Annotated in this window: 17 protein-coding genes and 3 pseudogenes; 7 read left to right on the forward strand and 13 right to left on the reverse strand. The window is 71.1% G+C overall.

Annotated features, from left to right (window positions below; translation table 11 throughout):
• Positions 1 to 91 precede the first annotated feature (91 nt).
• The 3 genes from ACFVWU_RS33400 to ACFVWU_RS33410 form a co-directional block, all read right to left on the reverse strand.
• Entirely contained in the window at positions 92 to 1,099 is a 1,008-nt protein-coding gene (locus ACFVWU_RS33400) for a hypothetical protein (RefSeq protein ID WP_387627811.1), read from the reverse strand.
• Positions 1,096 to 1,476 (reverse strand): hypothetical protein, encoded by a 381-nt coding sequence (locus ACFVWU_RS33405; RefSeq protein WP_387627812.1) that lies wholly within the window; start codon positions 1,474 to 1,476, stop codon positions 1,096 to 1,098. Before ACFVWU_RS33405 ends, ACFVWU_RS33400 begins: the two co-directional genes overlap by 4 nt.
• Before the next feature lie 81 nt (positions 1,477 to 1,557).
• Complete coding sequence (locus ACFVWU_RS33410) at positions 1,558 to 3,162, reverse strand: Helicase associated domain protein (RefSeq protein WP_387627813.1); 1,605 nt, start codon at positions 3,160 to 3,162, stop codon at positions 1,558 to 1,560.
• 110 nt (positions 3,163 to 3,272) lie between these two features.
• Here ACFVWU_RS33410 and ACFVWU_RS33415 point away from each other — a divergent pair, with 110 nt between their 5' ends.
• On the forward strand, positions 3,273 to 3,941 hold the full coding sequence (locus ACFVWU_RS33415; protein WP_387627815.1) for a class I SAM-dependent DNA methyltransferase: 669 nt from the start codon (positions 3,273 to 3,275) through the stop codon (positions 3,939 to 3,941).
• 118 nt (positions 3,942 to 4,059) lie between these two features.
• Here the strand turns inward: ACFVWU_RS33415 and ACFVWU_RS33420 are convergent, their stop codons facing one another.
• From ACFVWU_RS33420 to ACFVWU_RS33450, 7 genes are all read right to left on the reverse strand, one after another.
• Complete coding sequence (locus tag ACFVWU_RS33420; RefSeq protein WP_387627816.1) at positions 4,060 to 4,644, reverse strand: DinB family protein; 585 nt, start codon at positions 4,642 to 4,644, stop codon at positions 4,060 to 4,062.
• A 335-nt stretch (positions 4,645 to 4,979) separates the two neighbouring features.
• Positions 4,980 to 5,456: a protease inhibitor I42 family protein gene (locus ACFVWU_RS33425; protein WP_387627818.1), complete on the reverse strand. Its 477-nt coding sequence runs from the start codon at positions 5,454 to 5,456 to the stop codon at positions 4,980 to 4,982.
• Positions 5,453 to 5,842, reverse strand: coding sequence for a hypothetical protein (locus ACFVWU_RS33430; protein ID WP_387627819.1), 390 nt, complete (start codon positions 5,840 to 5,842; stop codon positions 5,453 to 5,455). The genes ACFVWU_RS33425 and ACFVWU_RS33430 overlap by 4 nt, the downstream gene beginning before the upstream one ends.
• Before the next feature lie 8 nt (positions 5,843 to 5,850).
• Positions 5,851 to 6,666 (reverse strand): hypothetical protein, encoded by an 816-nt coding sequence (locus ACFVWU_RS33435; RefSeq protein ID WP_387627821.1) that lies wholly within the window; start codon positions 6,664 to 6,666, stop codon positions 5,851 to 5,853.
• Positions 6,654 to 7,049: a hypothetical protein gene (locus tag ACFVWU_RS33440; RefSeq protein WP_387627823.1), complete on the reverse strand. Its 396-nt coding sequence runs from the start codon at positions 7,047 to 7,049 to the stop codon at positions 6,654 to 6,656. The genes ACFVWU_RS33435 and ACFVWU_RS33440 overlap by 13 nt, the downstream gene beginning before the upstream one ends.
• Positions 6,967 to 7,434, reverse strand: a complete 468-nt coding sequence (locus ACFVWU_RS33445; RefSeq protein WP_387627824.1) for a hypothetical protein — start codon at positions 7,432 to 7,434, stop codon at positions 6,967 to 6,969. The genes ACFVWU_RS33440 and ACFVWU_RS33445 overlap by 83 nt, the downstream gene beginning before the upstream one ends.
• 11 nt (positions 7,435 to 7,445) lie before the next feature.
• Positions 7,446 to 7,751, reverse strand: coding sequence for a WXG100 family type VII secretion target (locus ACFVWU_RS33450; RefSeq protein WP_387627825.1), 306 nt, complete (start codon positions 7,749 to 7,751; stop codon positions 7,446 to 7,448).
• A 595-nt stretch (positions 7,752 to 8,346) separates the two neighbouring features.
• Between ACFVWU_RS33450 and ACFVWU_RS33455 the strand changes: the two are divergent.
• Positions 8,347 to 8,700, forward strand: a pseudogene (locus tag ACFVWU_RS33455) (transposase family protein); the annotation flags it as partial.
• 530 nt (positions 8,701 to 9,230) lie between these two features.
• On the opposite strand, the gene ACFVWU_RS33460 reads toward ACFVWU_RS33455, so the two are convergent.
• Positions 9,231 to 9,596, reverse strand: a complete 366-nt coding sequence (locus ACFVWU_RS33460) for a hypothetical protein (RefSeq protein WP_387627826.1) — start codon at positions 9,594 to 9,596, stop codon at positions 9,231 to 9,233.
• A gap of 307 nt (positions 9,597 to 9,903) precedes the next feature.
• Between ACFVWU_RS33460 and ACFVWU_RS33465 the strand changes: the two genes are divergently transcribed.
• The 5 genes and pseudogenes from ACFVWU_RS33465 to ACFVWU_RS33485 all read left to right on the forward strand — a co-directional run bounded on the left by ACFVWU_RS33465 (position 9,904) and on the right by ACFVWU_RS33485 (position 13,839).
• Positions 9,904 to 10,263 carry a hypothetical protein gene (locus ACFVWU_RS33465; protein ID WP_387627828.1) on the forward strand — a complete coding sequence of 120 codons (360 nt, stop codon included), beginning with the start codon at positions 9,904 to 9,906 and terminating at the stop codon, positions 10,261 to 10,263.
• 116 nt (positions 10,264 to 10,379) lie between these two features.
• Complete coding sequence (locus ACFVWU_RS33470; RefSeq protein WP_387627830.1) at positions 10,380 to 11,927, forward strand: phosphatidylinositol-specific phospholipase C domain-containing protein; 1,548 nt, start codon at positions 10,380 to 10,382, stop codon at positions 11,925 to 11,927.
• Positions 11,928 to 12,065: 138 nt separating this feature from the next.
• Positions 12,066 to 12,278 carry a hypothetical protein gene (locus ACFVWU_RS33475; RefSeq protein WP_387627832.1) on the forward strand — a complete coding sequence of 71 codons (213 nt, stop codon included), beginning with the start codon at positions 12,066 to 12,068 and terminating at the stop codon, positions 12,276 to 12,278.
• 495 nt (positions 12,279 to 12,773) lie between these two features.
• Positions 12,774 to 13,304 (forward strand): annotated as a pseudogene (locus ACFVWU_RS33480) (winged helix-turn-helix domain-containing protein); the annotation flags it as partial.
• A 40-nt stretch (positions 13,305 to 13,344) separates the two neighbouring features.
• Positions 13,345 to 13,839, forward strand: a complete 495-nt coding sequence (locus ACFVWU_RS33485) for a transposase (RefSeq protein WP_387627834.1) — start codon at positions 13,345 to 13,347, stop codon at positions 13,837 to 13,839.
• Positions 13,840 to 13,871: 32 nt separating this feature from the next.
• Here ACFVWU_RS33485 and ACFVWU_RS33490 read toward each other — a convergent pair whose 3' ends face one another.
• Both ACFVWU_RS33490 and ACFVWU_RS33495 read right to left on the reverse strand, forming a co-directional pair.
• Positions 13,872 to 14,732, reverse strand: a complete 861-nt coding sequence (locus tag ACFVWU_RS33490) for a hypothetical protein (protein ID WP_387627836.1) — start codon at positions 14,730 to 14,732, stop codon at positions 13,872 to 13,874.
• Between the two features lie 76 nt (positions 14,733 to 14,808).
• Positions 14,809 to 15,020: pseudogene (locus ACFVWU_RS33495) on the reverse strand (hypothetical protein); the annotation flags it as partial.

Raw genomic sequence — 15,020 nt, forward strand, 5'->3', positions numbered from 1 at the left:
CTGTGCTGCAGGCCGGCTGTGGGGCCCGGCCCGGAGCGCCATCCGACGCCCGCCGAACAGCAAGGTCAACACCTTTGGCGGGCACAGTCCGTCAGAACTGGCGGCGGCGTACGACAGGCCGGGCAACAGGGGCCTGCTCGGTGCCGCGCAGCGCGAGGGCCGCGGTGCGGGTGCGCTCCAGCCAGCTCGTGACCTGGCGGAGCGTGGCGGGGTCGAGGTGGTGGGTGAGGTCGCGGACGGCCTGGTGGTCGGCTTCGGTGAGGAAGCGGAGGCCGGCGCGGTCGAGGGTGGTGTAGCGGGGTTGGGCGGCGGTGCCGGCGAGGCGGCGGTGGGCGACGTCGGTGGTCTGCCGGGCCTGGTGGGCGGCTTCGGCGTGGCGGTCGGCGATGTCGCGGCGGTGGTGTTCGGCGTGTAGCGCGCGTTGGAGTTCGCTGTCCTGGTCCGGGTCGTAGAGCGGGGCGGCGGTGGTGGCGACGTGGTCGTGGATGCGCTGCCATTCGTCGCGGGCGGTGGCGGCCTGGAGGGCGGCCTTCTCGTTCCTGGTGTCGGCGTAGCGGTCGGCGGTGCGCACGTGGTCTTGGATGGCGGTGAGGGACTGGGTGATGGCGCGCAGGCTCGTCCCGGCGGCCCGCTGGCGGACCCGGCGGCGGATGTCGCCGAGGAGCCCGTGCTCCTGGTCGTCGAGCTCAGCCTCGTCGGTCTGGTCGTCGTCGTGGTCGTGTGGGTCGGCGGGGTGTTGGGCGAGGGCGGTGTGCAGGGTGGCGCCGGCCTGCCAGGCCTCGTCGTGCACAACGGGCTGCGGGCGGCCGTCCGGGCCCGCGCCGAGGACGATCCGGCCGTCGATCAGGGCCACCCAGCCGTCCAGGCCGTCGATGTCTTTCTCGGTCCAGCCGCGGGCAAGGCCGGCGCCGTGGTGCAGGGTGCGGATGCCGTCGTGGCGGGTCCAGCGCAGCCAGATCGCGCCGCGTACCAGCGGCGAGTCGAGGATCGCCCGGCCCAGGTCCCGTTCGACGGGCGCGGGCCTGGCTGGGTGCGCGGAGAGCTCCAGCCGCACGGGCGCGGCGGCGGGATCGGGGGCGGGGCTGGTGGAGTCGGTCATCGCGTGGTGCCTTCCGGGGTCCGCGGAACGGGGTGCGGGGCGGGCGCGGGCGCCATGCCGTCGGCCATGTCCCGCAGGTGGTGGACCGCGTCCTCCCAGCCCTGGCCGTACCAGTACGGTACGGCCAGCGCGGTCGGGTGGTGCGGGATCGCCTCCAACAGGTCCGCCGCCCGCTCCCAGGACGCGGCGAGTGCTACCCGCATGCGGTCGAACTCCTCGACCAGCGCGGCCAGCTCCGGGCCGGACAGCAGTTCCCGGTCGCTCCCGGTCGCCAGGCCGCGGCGCAGCCTGGCGACGGCGAGGCGGGCCAGGCGGGTGGTCTCCAGTTCTTCCCGCCAGCCGTTGCCGGGCGGCTGGGCGGTCTCGGGTGCGGGCATTCGTCTCCTCCTGATGGTGTCGGTCCCGGCCTGGGCGGGCCGGAACGGAGAGTCGATGCGGCTGGGTCGGTGCGGGGCGGGTCAGCCGGTGACGGTCTCGGCGTGCCGGTGGAGCGCGTCCAGGAGCGCGGTCTGCTGGTCGGTCAGCTTCCCGTCGGTGCGGGCCTTGTCCTGCTTGCGCAGCCACGTGCCGGGGCGGAAGGCCGGGTCGTCGCCGAGGCCGGTGCGGTTCGCCGGGCCGGTGAGGGTGCCGCCGGCGGCAAGGTAGGCGAGCAGGCGTCGGTAGGAGCGGTTCCAGTCCGGCTCCAGGCGCCACAGCTCGTCCAGCCCGTCGAGCTTGGCGACCTGGTCCTTGGTGAGGTTCTCGGCCTTGCGCTGGCGGCGCATCCAGGCGCCCACCGCGTAGCCGTCCAGCTTCTCCGTCGCCGGGACGGCGAGGTGGCCGTGGTGGGCGGCCCAGGCACGGGCGTAGGCGTAGCCGCGTGCCCAGGCGTTGGCGTGCTTGGACCAGATCATGCCGAGCGCGTCCAGCTCCGAGACCCGCGCGGCATCGAGCAGGCCTTGGCCGCTCAGGTAGCGCTGCCGGTCGAGCCAGGAGATCAGCTCGCCGTGTGTCTCGCGGTCGGTGGGGTCGAGGTGGCCGTGCTCCAGGTGGAACCGGGTGGCCAGGCCGTGCATGCGCTGCCACTCGGTCGCCCGCGGGTTGAACGCGCGCAGCTTCACCGTCTGGAGGATCCGCGCCGCGTGGCGACGGGCGTCGATCCGCAGCCACTCCATCGGCGACTCCACCTGGGCCGGCGGCTGCTCGCCCGCCCCGGCCTCGGCGGCCGCGCCGTCCTCGGAGGCCTGCGCCGTCGCGTGCAGGGGCTGGGCGCGGTGGGCGCGCAGCTCGGTGATCCGGCCGACCACGCGGGCGTCGTGCGCGGCCAGGGCCCGCAGGACCCTCCAGATCGTGCGGAAGCTGGAGGCCTCCATCTCGGTGTCGGCCTCGGCCTTCACCGCCTCGCCCGCATCCTTCACCTCGGCCGGGTCGGCGACGGCGGTGTCGTCGCCGACCAACGGCGTCGGCAGGTAGACGGGGATGATGACCCGGGACACCTTGCCCTGCCGGTAGGACTGGCGCAGCGCCCGGCCGACGGCCTGGACGATGTCGATCACGCTGGACTTGGGGTCGGCGAAGCAGACCGCGTCCACGGCGGCCACGTCGATGCCCTCCGTGAGCAGCCGGCTGTTGCAGAGGATGCCGCATTCCTCGCCGTCCTCTCCAGTGTGGGCCTTGAACTCGGCGAACGCGGCCCGCCGGTCCCGCAGGCGGTCGGTGCCGGCCACCGCCTTCGCCCAGATCCGCTCCGGCCGGTCCGCGTCCTTCAGCAGGGCGGCCGCCGCGGGCAGGTCGGCGGCGAACTCCCGCGCCCCCGACACGCGTGAGTGGAACGTGATCACGCGGCGCAGGTCCAGGTCCGCGACCGCGCGCAGCACCGCGACCTGGAGGGCCAGGCGCAGCAGGTCCTCGTTGGAGCGTTGGGTGCGCAGGTCGGCGACGGCGGGCAGGTTGAGCAGGTCGCGCAGGTCTTCGTCGGTGACGACGGGGACCAGGACGCGGTAGTCGGCGAGGTAGCCGTGCTCGATCCCCTGGCCCAGGGTCCAGGTGTAGACGGTCGGGCCGTAGATCGTCTCGTCGTCCATCGAACACAGGGCGGGCAGCTGCTCCGTGCCCGCGCCGGGACTCGTCGGGCAGGATGACCGTTCCACCGATGCCCCCGGATGCCACAAGGCCACCGTCCTATTGTTGGCTGATGCGCGCACGCCATATTGACCGCCCAGCCGATCTCGACGTCGTCCGTGAGTCCTATGACCAGGTGGCCGACAACTACGCCCACATGGTGGTGACGACGGGCATGGGTGACATGCGCCGCCATCCCTGGCTCAAGGCGTCGATCGACGCCTTCGCCGACACCGTCGGCGAACTCGGGCCCGTCCTCGACGTCGGTTGCGGCCCCGGCACGGTGACCGGCTACCTCGCCGAACGCGGACTCGACGTATCGGGGGTGGACCTCTCTCCCCGCATGATCGAGAACGCGCGCCGTCTTCATCCGCAATGCCGCTTCAGCGTCGCCTCCGCCACCGAGCTCGACCTCGGTGAAGCCTCCCTCGGCGGCGTGCTCGGGTGGTGGTCACTGTTCAACCTTCCCCGCGATGTCCTTCCCCAGGTCCTCGCCCATTTCGCGCACGCCCTGAAGCCGGGCGGGCACTTCATCGCCGCCACACACGTCGGTGACGAGGATGTGGTGCGCACCGAGGCCTACGGAGGAGTACCCGTTCGTTGGACCACGCACAAGTGGCGGCCGGAACAGCTCATGGACCTGATCGAGCAGGCCGGACTACACCCGGTCGCCGAACTCCGGCTCCCTGCGGATGAGCAGACGGGGCCGGGCGTGGTCGTCATGGCCAAGCGCCCCGTCTGAGGACCCCGGGCCCCGGAGGTGGCACGCCCTGGACTGCGTCTCGCAGCCCCGACATCCGACCAGTTCCACTCGACGCCGCCTCCGGAGTCAACCCCCGAAGGACTTTCGGAGGCGACCACTATGCCTTGATTGGTGCGGCCGATCTGGCGGCCTGTTCGATCTTCGCGAAGTAGGCTGCACGGGCTTCCTCGTCGATCTGCTTCTCGTGTTCGGGGCGCATCCCGGTCCGGCCGTCGAGGCTCTCGCGCAGGATGTCGGCGTGCCCGGCGTGCCGGTTGGACTCGCCGAGGACATGGACCATGACGGCGAACAGGTTGGTGTTCGAAAAAGGCTCCGGCCACCACGGCACGTGGCCGGGGGCGTCGAGGGGAAGCTCGCTGATCGTCGAGTCCGAGTGTTCCCACGTGCGCCGGTAGAACCCGATGATCTGATCGCGGGTCTCGTCCTCGGCCGCCCACAGATCGCCGCTGTCGGAGTCCTGCCACCGGGGCAGGGGTTCCGGGGAAGGGCGGTCGAAGACCTCGCCGAAGTACCTGGCCTCGACGGTGGCCACGTGTTTGACCAGGCCGAGGAGGTTGGTCCCGGTCGCTGTCAGAGGTCGGCGAGCGTCGTACTCGGACAAGCCGTCGAGCTTCCAGAGCAGCGCCTCGCGGTCCCGCCGCAGTCTCCCGTGCAGGTTGTCCTTCGCGAATTCATCGATCATGCGCCACGAGCCTGCCATGGGCCGCTCGTGGTCTCAAGATCCTGTACATGGCCGCAACGACTGGCAGAACCGAGGCCTGGCCCTGGCCGACGCGCGTGCCCACCCGTCCGTCGACGGGGCCCCAGGTGAAGCGGCTCCCACTCGCTACGACGACGCTCGGCCACCATTGGACCAGTCGGTCGCCCCACACCACGCAGCCCACCCACGACGGTAACTCGACGTCCATGAACCTGCGGGTCCGTGGTCGGGGTCGCCGACCACAGGTATTCGGCCGGCACCGCGAGCGCCATGGTCCGGTCCAGGTGGATCTTGACGCGGGGTAGGCCCGAGGCGGCTCAGTGGACGTCGATGGTGAACTGGCGCTTGGTCCGTTCCGGGCCGCCGGAGAAGTTCCCGCCCAGCTCGTCCCGGTACGCGACGTGCATGGTGACGGTGGTACGGCCGGGGTTCTGGCCGGCCCGGAAGACGAAGTAGTAGTGACCGCCGGAATCCGCGCCGAGCGCGCCGAGCGCGCCGGTCAGGTTGGCCAGACCGAAGTTCTGGACGTACTCGTCGCCGGTGGTCTGCACGATGGCCGGGTCGGGGGCGGGGGTGGCCATGGTCCAGTTGTCGCCCGCCTCCCGGTTGGCGAATACCTCGATCGAGAACAGCTCGCCGGGTTTGACGGTGAGTTGTCCCGAGGTCTGGGTGAACACCGTGCCGTGGTCGAGTCTGCCGGTGGTCATCCGATGGATGGCCACTGCGCCCACGGTGGCCGCGACGGCCAGCACCGCGGCCACCGCCAGCAGGATCCGCCGCCACCGCCGCTTCATGCGTTCGCCTCTCGGTGGGTGACGCGCAGCGCCAGCACGGCGGCGACCGCGTCGAGCCAGCGGGCGACGAGCTGGTCGCCTGTCGGGTTCTGCACGACCATGGCGGCGGCCGTCAGCCAGCCGCGCGCCACTGACGCTGCCGGGCCGGGAAGCGGCTCGGGCAGCCCGGCCGCGAAGCGGGTGCCGCCGGTGCGGACCACCTCGCCGAGGAAGACCAGGGCACGCGGGAGCACGCCGAGCCGGTCGACGGTGATCGCGGCGGCCACCGCGCCGTCACCGAACAGGGTGGAGCGGTGCCTTCCCGGGTTCGGCAGGCCGAAGCGCAGCAGGATCTCGACGTCCAGCTCGCCCAGCTGGCCGTCGCTCTGGGGCTGTGGGGTGTTCAATTGGGGCCTCACTCGGGCATTCGGACGCTGCGGACTTCGGGGTGCCTGTCGTCGGAGGCGCCTTGCATGTGGTTGTTGATGAAGTCGCTTTCGCTGACCCAGACGGTGTAGCCCCAGGGGTTGTAGATCTCCAGCTGGTCGCCGCGGTGCGCGATGATCATCATCTGGTGGCCGTGGGGATTGAACAAGGTTCCGCCGTGGACGGACAGCGGGACGGGCTTGCCCTCATCGACCTTCTGCTCGATCTCGGCCAGCGCGTTCCGGCGCTTGTCATGGCTGTCGAGGTCCACGGTGTGGTACTGTGCGCCGGTGTGCTTGGCGATCTCGTCGTCGGCGACGTCCTTGGACTCCCAGTCGTACATCCCGTCCTGGCCCAGGTGCATCCAGGAGGAGCGGGTGTCGTAGACCCGGTCGGTCTCCTTCAACCATCGCTGGAGCGAGGCGTTGCCGTTGTCGTACGCCGGGTCGTCCGGGTGGCCGCCGGTGGTGAGCTGGAAGGCGTACAGCGGGTCGACCATCGCCCGGGCGGTCACCGTCGAGCCCGCCACGCAGGTGTTGAGCTGGCCCTGATCCCAGTTGACACCCTTGTAGCCGGTCCCCGCTGTCTGGGCTGAGACCGCTTCGAGCTGCACGGGGGCGATACGGTCGGTGAGCCAGCGGGGGTCGTCGCCGTGGGCGTGGATCTGGTCGTCGAAGGCCTTGATCTCGTCGTAGCTGTGCCCGGCGGCCAGGGCCTTCATCAGGTAGGCGCGCTCCTCGGCCGACTTGGTGCCGGCCAGCAGCTGGTCGAAGCGGGCCCGGTCGGCGTCGCTCATCTTGTCCATGAACTGGCCGCCCGCGTCACGTCGTTGGCTGTGAGGATGCCACCGTTGCCCTGGTTCCCGTCGAGGGCGGCATCGGCGATGACCAGCTTGTCCTCCGCGCCGAGCCCCTTGTTCTTGAACCTGCCGGCCAGCGCCTTGCCCGCCAGCGCGTTCAGCTCACGGGCGGCGGCGCGGCCCGCGTTCTCGGCCTTCACCGCGGCATCGTAGATCGACTTGATGCCGTCCTTCGCCTTGGCGTGGGCGCTGTGCATCGTGTCGTCGTCCCAGTGGAACGGGTCCGGCGCGCCGGAGACGATGATCTCATGCAGCAGATTCAGCGCCTCGCTCAGCGGCGCGGCGCCCTGGCCGTGCAGGGTCTGCGCCTCGCTCAGCGCGCTGGCCAACGCCTTGAGCTGGTCCCGGCCCTTGCCCATCATGATCCCGGCAGCGCCCCAGGTCGTCGGCGGAGGCCTTGACCACCTCGGCCGCCTTCTCGCCGACCTGCCCGGTCCAGGCGTCGGGCAGATGCTGCGAGCTGACCTGCGCCACCTTCATCTGGATCTGGTCCACCTGGCTGCCGGCCGTGTTGTAGGCGGCGGCCAGTTCGCCGAGCTTGCCGGAGTCTCCCTTCGGAGCGGGCAGCTGCAGGGCATCGTGGACGGCGTACTTCAAGTCGCCCGCGCCCCACATGCCGTGGGACTCGTCGATGGTCTTCTTCAGCCTCTCGGCCCGCTGCCGCTGGCTGCCGCCCTTGTCGTCACCGAGCGGGTGCGCGTCGTGGTCCGGCACGCTCAGGCCCCCTACTGGTACTGCTGCTGGACGCCGTGGTCCGTCTGGGTGAAGTTGGCCGCGGTGGTGTGCACCTTGCCCCCGAGGTCCGACAGTACGTCGACGTTCACCTGCAGCTCGTCCTGCCACGCCGACCAGAAGGCCTTCGCCGCGTCACCCGCGTACTCACCGAAAACGGCAGCGTCGGACATGCTGAGCTTGCCCAGGGTCTCCTTGCCGCCCCCCAAATCCCCACTGGCCGACACCAGCTTGTCACCCGCATCCCCGAGCTTCTCCGGGTGGGCACCGAACCCCGTCCCGACACCAGCACCACCCATCGTCCCCCCACAATCCTTTGCCACGGCCCGTAGACCGCCTGACAGCATAACGTCAACCCCGCTGGTCACCTGCCGAGTACTTGCAGGGAGCAGCACGCCACTGGGGCCATGCCGAACGTTTCCCTGCTACCAGCGACGGCACTGACCGGGAGTACCCAGCCGTGTAAGGCAGTCCACGGTCGCGTGCGGCGAACTGGAAGGGGGAGCAGCCTGCCCGGGCCTCCACGATGGACGCCGCCGTGGGGGCCGGCCGCGCCGCGTGCTGGCACGGCCCGGACCCCCATCTGCATCCCCAGCACCTGGGTGGTCGCGTCGCCCACTCCGGAAGGCGCTGGTGCCGTGGCTTCATAGGTTCGCCGATTTGCTTGATCAGGTGGCGAGGCAGTGTTCGCAGACCCGCCGTCTCCCCGAGCCTCGCCAACACTCGACCGGACCATTTCGGGCAAGACTCACCGCCCTGACCTGTGGGGGGAGTCTCCGGCGAGGGTGGCAGGGGTGTGTCCAGCCAACGGCTCTGTCCCGTAATCGGTGGTAACGAAGCGTGACTTGGCGTCGTTGACAGGTCGTGCGAGATGTCAACGAGCTTGTGGGCACGGTGTTTTCCGGACTGTCGCCGCTGGTGATCGAGGATGTGCTGGACGAGGGCCAGGTGATTAGGGTGGTGGCTCGGACCCAGGACGGTCCGGTGCCCTGCCCGGCCTGCGGGGCACCGACGGACCGCGTGCACGGCTTCCACCATCGGACGGTGGCGGACTTGCCGGCGGACGACCGGCGGGTGCTGGTGGTGGTGCGCGTTCGCCGGCTGGCCTGCCCGATGCTGGGCTGCAGACGGCAGACGTTCCGCGAGCAGGTACCCAGCCTGCTGGAACGCTACCAACGTCGCACGAACCGTCTCACGAGCCAACTCGGCTTCGTGGTCAAAGAGTTAGCGGGCCGAGCGACGTCGCGGTCGGCCAGACCCTGCTCGCGCAGCCTGCGTAGCCGGGCCCGCATCTTCTCGATGATGCTGTCCGGGGCGTGCAGCCGGCGCAGCTGCTCGGCGGTGGCGATCCGGAACTGGAACAGCGAGGCCACCACCGCCCAGGTGATCTCCACCTCTCGGGTCTCGCCGTCCGGCTCCGCCCCGGTCCTCGCCCGCTTCCTGCCCGTCGTCATCGCAGGGGTACCCCTCTCGGCTCGGCGCGGGGCCCGATGCCCCACGCGGTCGCCGTAGGGAACCCCGCGCACCTTGGCGGATCCCTTGGTGAACAGCCCCCTTGGCCGCAACGATCACGTAACGGCCACCACCAAGGTGAGGCCGCCAACCTTGGTGGATTCCTTGATGACCATCCCGGATTCCTTGGCGACCGGCCCTGGGAACCTTGGTGCCCCCTGAACACCTTGATGCCCGGGCCGGGGCACCTTGATGGTGGTGCCGGATCCCTTGATGGCCGGGGCGAGCACCTTGATGCCGCCCCGGCCGGACCAGCCCGCTGCGCCCTACAGCTGCCAGGCCCCGCACCGTGGCCGCTGGGGGTCGGCGAGGGTGTGCCACACCGCTCCGCCGGGCCCGTGCTTCTCCAGGTCGTCCAGCAGGGCCGCCCCGGCCCGAACGGTTGTCAGCATCTGCTCCACCATCGGGTGCAGGCCGGCGAGCGCCTGCAGGTCGCGGATCCGGTGCCGGGCGGCCTGCTCACCGGTGTCGGCCTGGACGAACAGCAGCCTGGGGAACCGCGTGTAGTGCTGCTGCCAGGCAGGCCCCACGCTCTGCGCACCGGTCGTGCGTCGCAGGTGGACCGGGACGGGGTGGTGCTCGTGGAAGCGGGCGTAGCCGATCAGCTTCGAGGCCAGTTTCTTGCTGGCCATGGTGCCGCGGTCGAACCGGTGCGCCAACCGGTCGCCGCCTCTCCCGCCCGCAGCGCCCGGATTCCGGGTAAACGCGCAGGTCAGATGCCGTGGTGAGTGGCCGGCAAGGTGAAACTCGCCACCCCGACAACCCTGTGTCTGCTCCTTTCTCCTGGTCTTGGTGGGATGGGCTGGGTCTGTGGTTGTGCGGTTGGACGGCGGTGGTTTCTCCCCTGCGGGGCTGTTGGGTTGTGTGGGCGTCCGGCAGTGCCGGCCGCACCGCCCGGGTCGGCGGCCACCGGGCCGCACCCGGACCCGCCGAACGGCCGTGAGCAACCCGTCCTCCGCCCGGCGAGCCCTCGGGCCCGGCACGGGCCCGTGCCCCCGGCCCCAGCAGCGCCCCCAGAGCCACCAGCAGCCGCCCTGGAGCCGTCCCGCCTCCCGGACCCACCCACCCCGCCCGGACGCCCCACAGACCACCCGGCGGCCCGCCCCACAGCCTGCCCTGCGGCCCGCCGGGCAGGCCGCCGACGCCATCGCCGCGCTGCGCCACATCCGCGCCCCGGCCGCCGTCCTGGAGAACGCGCTCTACCACGCCCAGGCCCTCATCGAGCAGCCCCACGCCGGCCCGCTCCTCCTGGAGGCCGCCGAGGGCCTGGCCGCCGTCAGAACCTGCATTCCGGCCTAGCCGCGACCGCTTACCGCCTCCTGAACCGACGTCGAAGTGCTGCCCGTTGTCGTGAACAGAGCTACGCGCCCGGCCTCGGCCGTGCCTGCGGCCTTCCCCTCCCCCGAAAGGTGGCCATGCCCCACACCTCCGCCACGTCCGCCCGCCCGGCCTGCGCCGCCCTGCGGCGCCTGCCCCGCCTGCGCCGCCTGACCCGGACGGCGATGGTGACCGCCGTCGCCACCCTCGCCCTGGCCGTGGCCCCGTTGGCCGTACCGCACGCCGCCCTGGCCGAGGGGACGGACAACCGCGACGCCTTCCAGAACCTCGGTTCGGCCGACCAGCAGGACTGGATGGGCAAGGTGGGGGCGACCACGCCGCTGACGGCGATGTCCATTCCCGGCACCCACGAGACGCTGGCCGTGCACGGGGGTTCCAGCGCCCAGACGCAGCAGGACTTCGGCGACAGCGCGGCGACGCTGTCCGCGCAGTTGGACCGCGGGATCCGCGCGGTCGATATCCGGGTCCGCATCATCAACGACAAGTTCGTGATCCACCACGGCCCCTTCTACCAGAACGCCAACTTCGACGACGTCCTGACCAAGGCGAAGGCCTTCCTCTCGGCCCACCGGGGCGAGACCCTCCTGATGCGGCTGCGGGCCGAGTGCGACGGCTCCACCTTCAGCTGCACGGACGACCATCCGACGGCGAGCCACACGGCCCTCTTCGACGCCTACGCGAAGCAGTACGCGGGGCTGTTCTACAACAACGGCAAGCGCAGCGACCCGCCGACGCTGGGCCAGGCCCGCGGCAAGATCGTGCTGTCCGTCTTCAACGCCGACAACGGCGGCTCCTACGGCCTCAACGGCTTCGGGGACCACACCGAGGACACCTGGGCAGCCACCGACGCCCCGGCCAAGTGGAGCCTGGTCAGCAAGAACCTCGCCGCGGCCGGCTCGGCCCCAGCCAACCAGACCTTCGTGACCTACACCTCCGCGTCCCGTGCACCGTTCAACCTCGTCCCCTCCGAGTACGCGGGCGGCTACGGCGTCCTGCGCGGCAAGGACCTGGTCTGGGTCGACGGCGTCAACGTGCGGCTGATGAACTACCTCAACAACGACACCGCCAACCGCCGGCTGGGCATCGTCATGATGGACTACCCCGGCTGGGCGCTGGTGCACAACATCATCGCCCGCAACGCCTACTACGACGCCCGGGGCACCAGCCCGGCGATCTGGCTGGTCAAGGCCGACAAGACCTACGTGGACAGCAAGTACGGCCGGTGCATGACCCGCGGGCCCCAGTTCGACAGCTCCGGGCAGGGCGGCGTGGTGCAGCAGCGGGCCTGCCAGAGCAACCCGCCCAGCAGCCAGCAGTGGCAGGCCGCCTATCCGTCCACCTTCGACAGCATGGGCTACTACTGGATCAAGGCCGCCAACGGCCAGTGCCTGACCGTCCCGTGGAACAACGGGACTCCGCCGTCGGCCGGGACCCAGCTGTTCTGGTGGCCCTGTGAGACCCGCTGGATCTCCGACAACCAGATGTGGAACATCATGCCCACCAATCTCGCCAACCAGTCGGCCCTCCGGTTCATCAACAAGTGGACGAACCTGTGCCTGATGGTGGATCCGGCGACCGCCTCGCAGTCGGGCGGCAAGGTCGTCCTGGGCAACTGCCCGGCCTGACCGAACCATCCCGCCACCTGGCCCGACGCTACACCGCGTCGGGCCAGGCCCGGCCGTTCGAGCCGTACACGGACACGGTTACCCACCTTTCGAGCGAGGGCCGGCAATGAACCGGAATTCGAGCTCGGCGCCGGCCGCGTGGACGGCTGGGCCGTCCTGGTCGACGGCCGCTACCTCGTCGACTCCACCGCTCCCGGCCACCCGCTCGCCTGCGACACCGCCGCCGACGCCGCCCTGATCGTCCGCCAGGCCCTGGAACAGGGCCTGATCGACGCCACCGGACCCCGGCAGCCCACCTACCCAGCCGCTCCCGGCGTAGCGCTGACCGCACGTAGGCACCACCGCAGGTGACACCGTGGGTACCACCGTAGGTACGCCCGCAGCTACCACCGTAGGTACCCCGCGCCCTCCGCCCCCCGCCGAGCGTTTCCACAGCTCAGAGGCGGTTTTCGGGCTGCCGGGAATTCCGACAACCCCCTCTGTCTGCTCCTTCCTCCTGGTCTTGGTGGGATGGGTTGGGTCTGTGGTTGTGCGGTTGGACGGCGGTGGTTTCTCCCCTGCGGGGCTGTTGGGTTGTGTGGGCGTCCGGCGTTGCCGGCCGCACCGCCCGGGTCGGCGGCTACCGGGCCGCACCCGGACTCGTCGAACGGCCGTGAGCAACCCGTCGTCCACCCGGCGAGCCCTCGGCCCCAGCGGCCCCAGGGCCGCCCAACCGCAATGCTGTTGCTTTACGACCGCGCGGCAGCCGGCGCCTCGGTTCGAGGTCAGCCTGACTACTGAACCTGAAAGCGTGATGTCGGGGCTGTTTGCCTGACAGCTGCTGGGCGGGTCCGGTAGCCCTGAGCTGTGAGATACGCGCAGGGCGGCGGGTTGACCGACGCCGAGAGGGCCGCGCGGGAGCGGATCCGGCTGCAGGCCGTGGAACGCTTCGAGGGCGGGGAGAAGAACCGGGAGATCGCCGCCGCGCTGCGGGTGAGCGAGCGGTCGGTGGAGCGATGGCGCCGGCAATGGCGGGAGCGAGGTGAGGCCGGGGTCCTCTCGAAGGGCTCACCCGGTCGACTGAGGCTCAGCGAGAGGCAAATCGCCAGACTGGAGGGCGAGTTGGAGCGAGGTCCGCTCGCCCATGGCTGGGAGGACCAGCGCTGGACGCTCGCCCGGGTGAAGACGCTGATCGGCCGGCTGTTCCACGTCAGCTACACGGTCGAGGGGACCTGGGCGCTGCTCAAGCGCCATGGCTGGTCGTGGCAGCGGCCGGCCCGCCGGGCCGTCGAACGGGACGACCAGGCAGTCGAGTTGTAGCAGAAGGAGGTCTGGCCCCGGGTAAAAGCGCTGCGGCGGCTCGGGGAGCCTGGCTCGTCTTCGAGGACGAAGCCGGGCAGACCACATGAGACCGCCGCGTGCCAGGACCTGGGGCCGCGTGGGCTGCACGCCGGTCGTCCGCGTCCGCGGCCGGGGCTCCGGACGGGTCTCGATAGCCGGGATGGCCTGCTACAAGGCGGGCCAGCGCTCCCGCATGATCTACGGCTTCCGCGTCCATCGCGGCCGCAAGGGCGAGCGCAAGGCGTTCACCTGGCAGGACTACCGCGACCTGATCCTGCGGGCCCGCATCCAGCTCGGCGGCCCGATCGTGCTGGTCCGGGACAACCTCTCGACGCACCTGATGCCGCCGATGAGGGAGTTCATCGCCGCGAACCAGGACTGGCTGACGGTCTTCCAGCTACCCTCCTACGCGCCCGATCTCAACCCGCAGGAGGGCATCTGGGCCCTGGTGAAGCGCGGCATCGGCAACCTCGCGGCCGCCAACGTCGACCACCTGGCCAAGACCGTCCGAACCCGCCTCAAGAAGATCCAGTACCGCCCGCACCTGATCGACGGCTGCCTCGCCCAGGCCGGCCTGGTCATGAACGACTGACCCCAGCTGACACCGACATCACGAATTCAATTTCAGTAAGCCGCGGGAGGGGCAGTCACCACCCCGCGCGCGATGCGGGCACGGCCATCCGGCGGCAGGACGACGAGGTACTGCCGGTCGGCATCCTCGATGCGGGCCAGCGTGATGGAGGCGCTGGCCGCCGCGAGCGTCTCGGCGGCCGGGCCGGCCTCCTCCGTCATCCGGTCGATCCGCGAGTGAGACCGGGCGAGGTCCTTTGCTGGGCCGGTGATCCAGATCGCGATCCGCGCACCCCGGCGCAGCGCGGCGAGCAGGTCCGTGCGCAGCCGCCCGTCGTCGGCTTCCCGGAGGAGCAGGTTGTGCAGGCGTTCCTGCCCGCACGGTCGGGACGGTGCCGCCTCGGCCAGTGCTCGGCACTTGCGGCACGAGGCCAGAGCCTGCGGCTGGAAGTGGTGCAGAAAGAGCTTCAGGTACCGGCTGCGGATCCCGCAGAGGGTACGGCCCCGGCCCCCGGCGTGCTCGACGCCGGGCACCCCTTCGACCTCGACTGCGGGGAACTCGGCCGGCTCGCGCGCGGTGGCGAACGACCAAGTCTCGCCCGAGGTGCCGCTATCGGGAGTGTCGATCATGCGAGGCAGCATGCCATGCCGGGCCCACTGCCCCGCGCAACGGTACAGAGGGACCGCCGCACGGCTCACACGCTGCGCCCCCTTCATCGGGCCGAGCTTCGCGTGCAGCAGACGCGACTCCCACCACGGACCGCCCGACGCGGAGACCAGCGCGGCCACCAGCTCCCGCGTGGTCGGGACGGGCAGCACCGCGGCCACCGGACCGGCAACGAACGCCTGGCGGCCTGGGAGAATCGGGCAGGCGGTGCGCACCGCACCCCGTTGCCCGTGGCGCGCGACGCTCATCGGCGTCTACGCCACACCACCGGCGCATGCCGGCGCGGGCCGGGCGGGTAGTCGGCCTGGGTTCCCGGTCTGACGATCAGAATGGCGGGTTCTCGGGGTGCCAGCCGCCGCCCCAGGACCGGCCAGTGACGTACGGGCTGCGGTCCTCGTCGCCGGGCCGGGCAAGGCCGGTGGTGTCGTGACCCCAGGCGATCAGGGCATCGAGAGCCTGCCGGCGTCGCCACCGAATGTCGCGGGTGAGCAGGAGGCGGTGGGCACGCTCGGCCAGGCCGTCACGGTGCCCGGCGA

This window comes from Kitasatospora sp. NPDC058190 (genome assembly GCF_042883685.1).
Lineage (GTDB): Bacteria > Actinomycetota > Actinomycetes > Streptomycetales > Streptomycetaceae > Kitasatospora.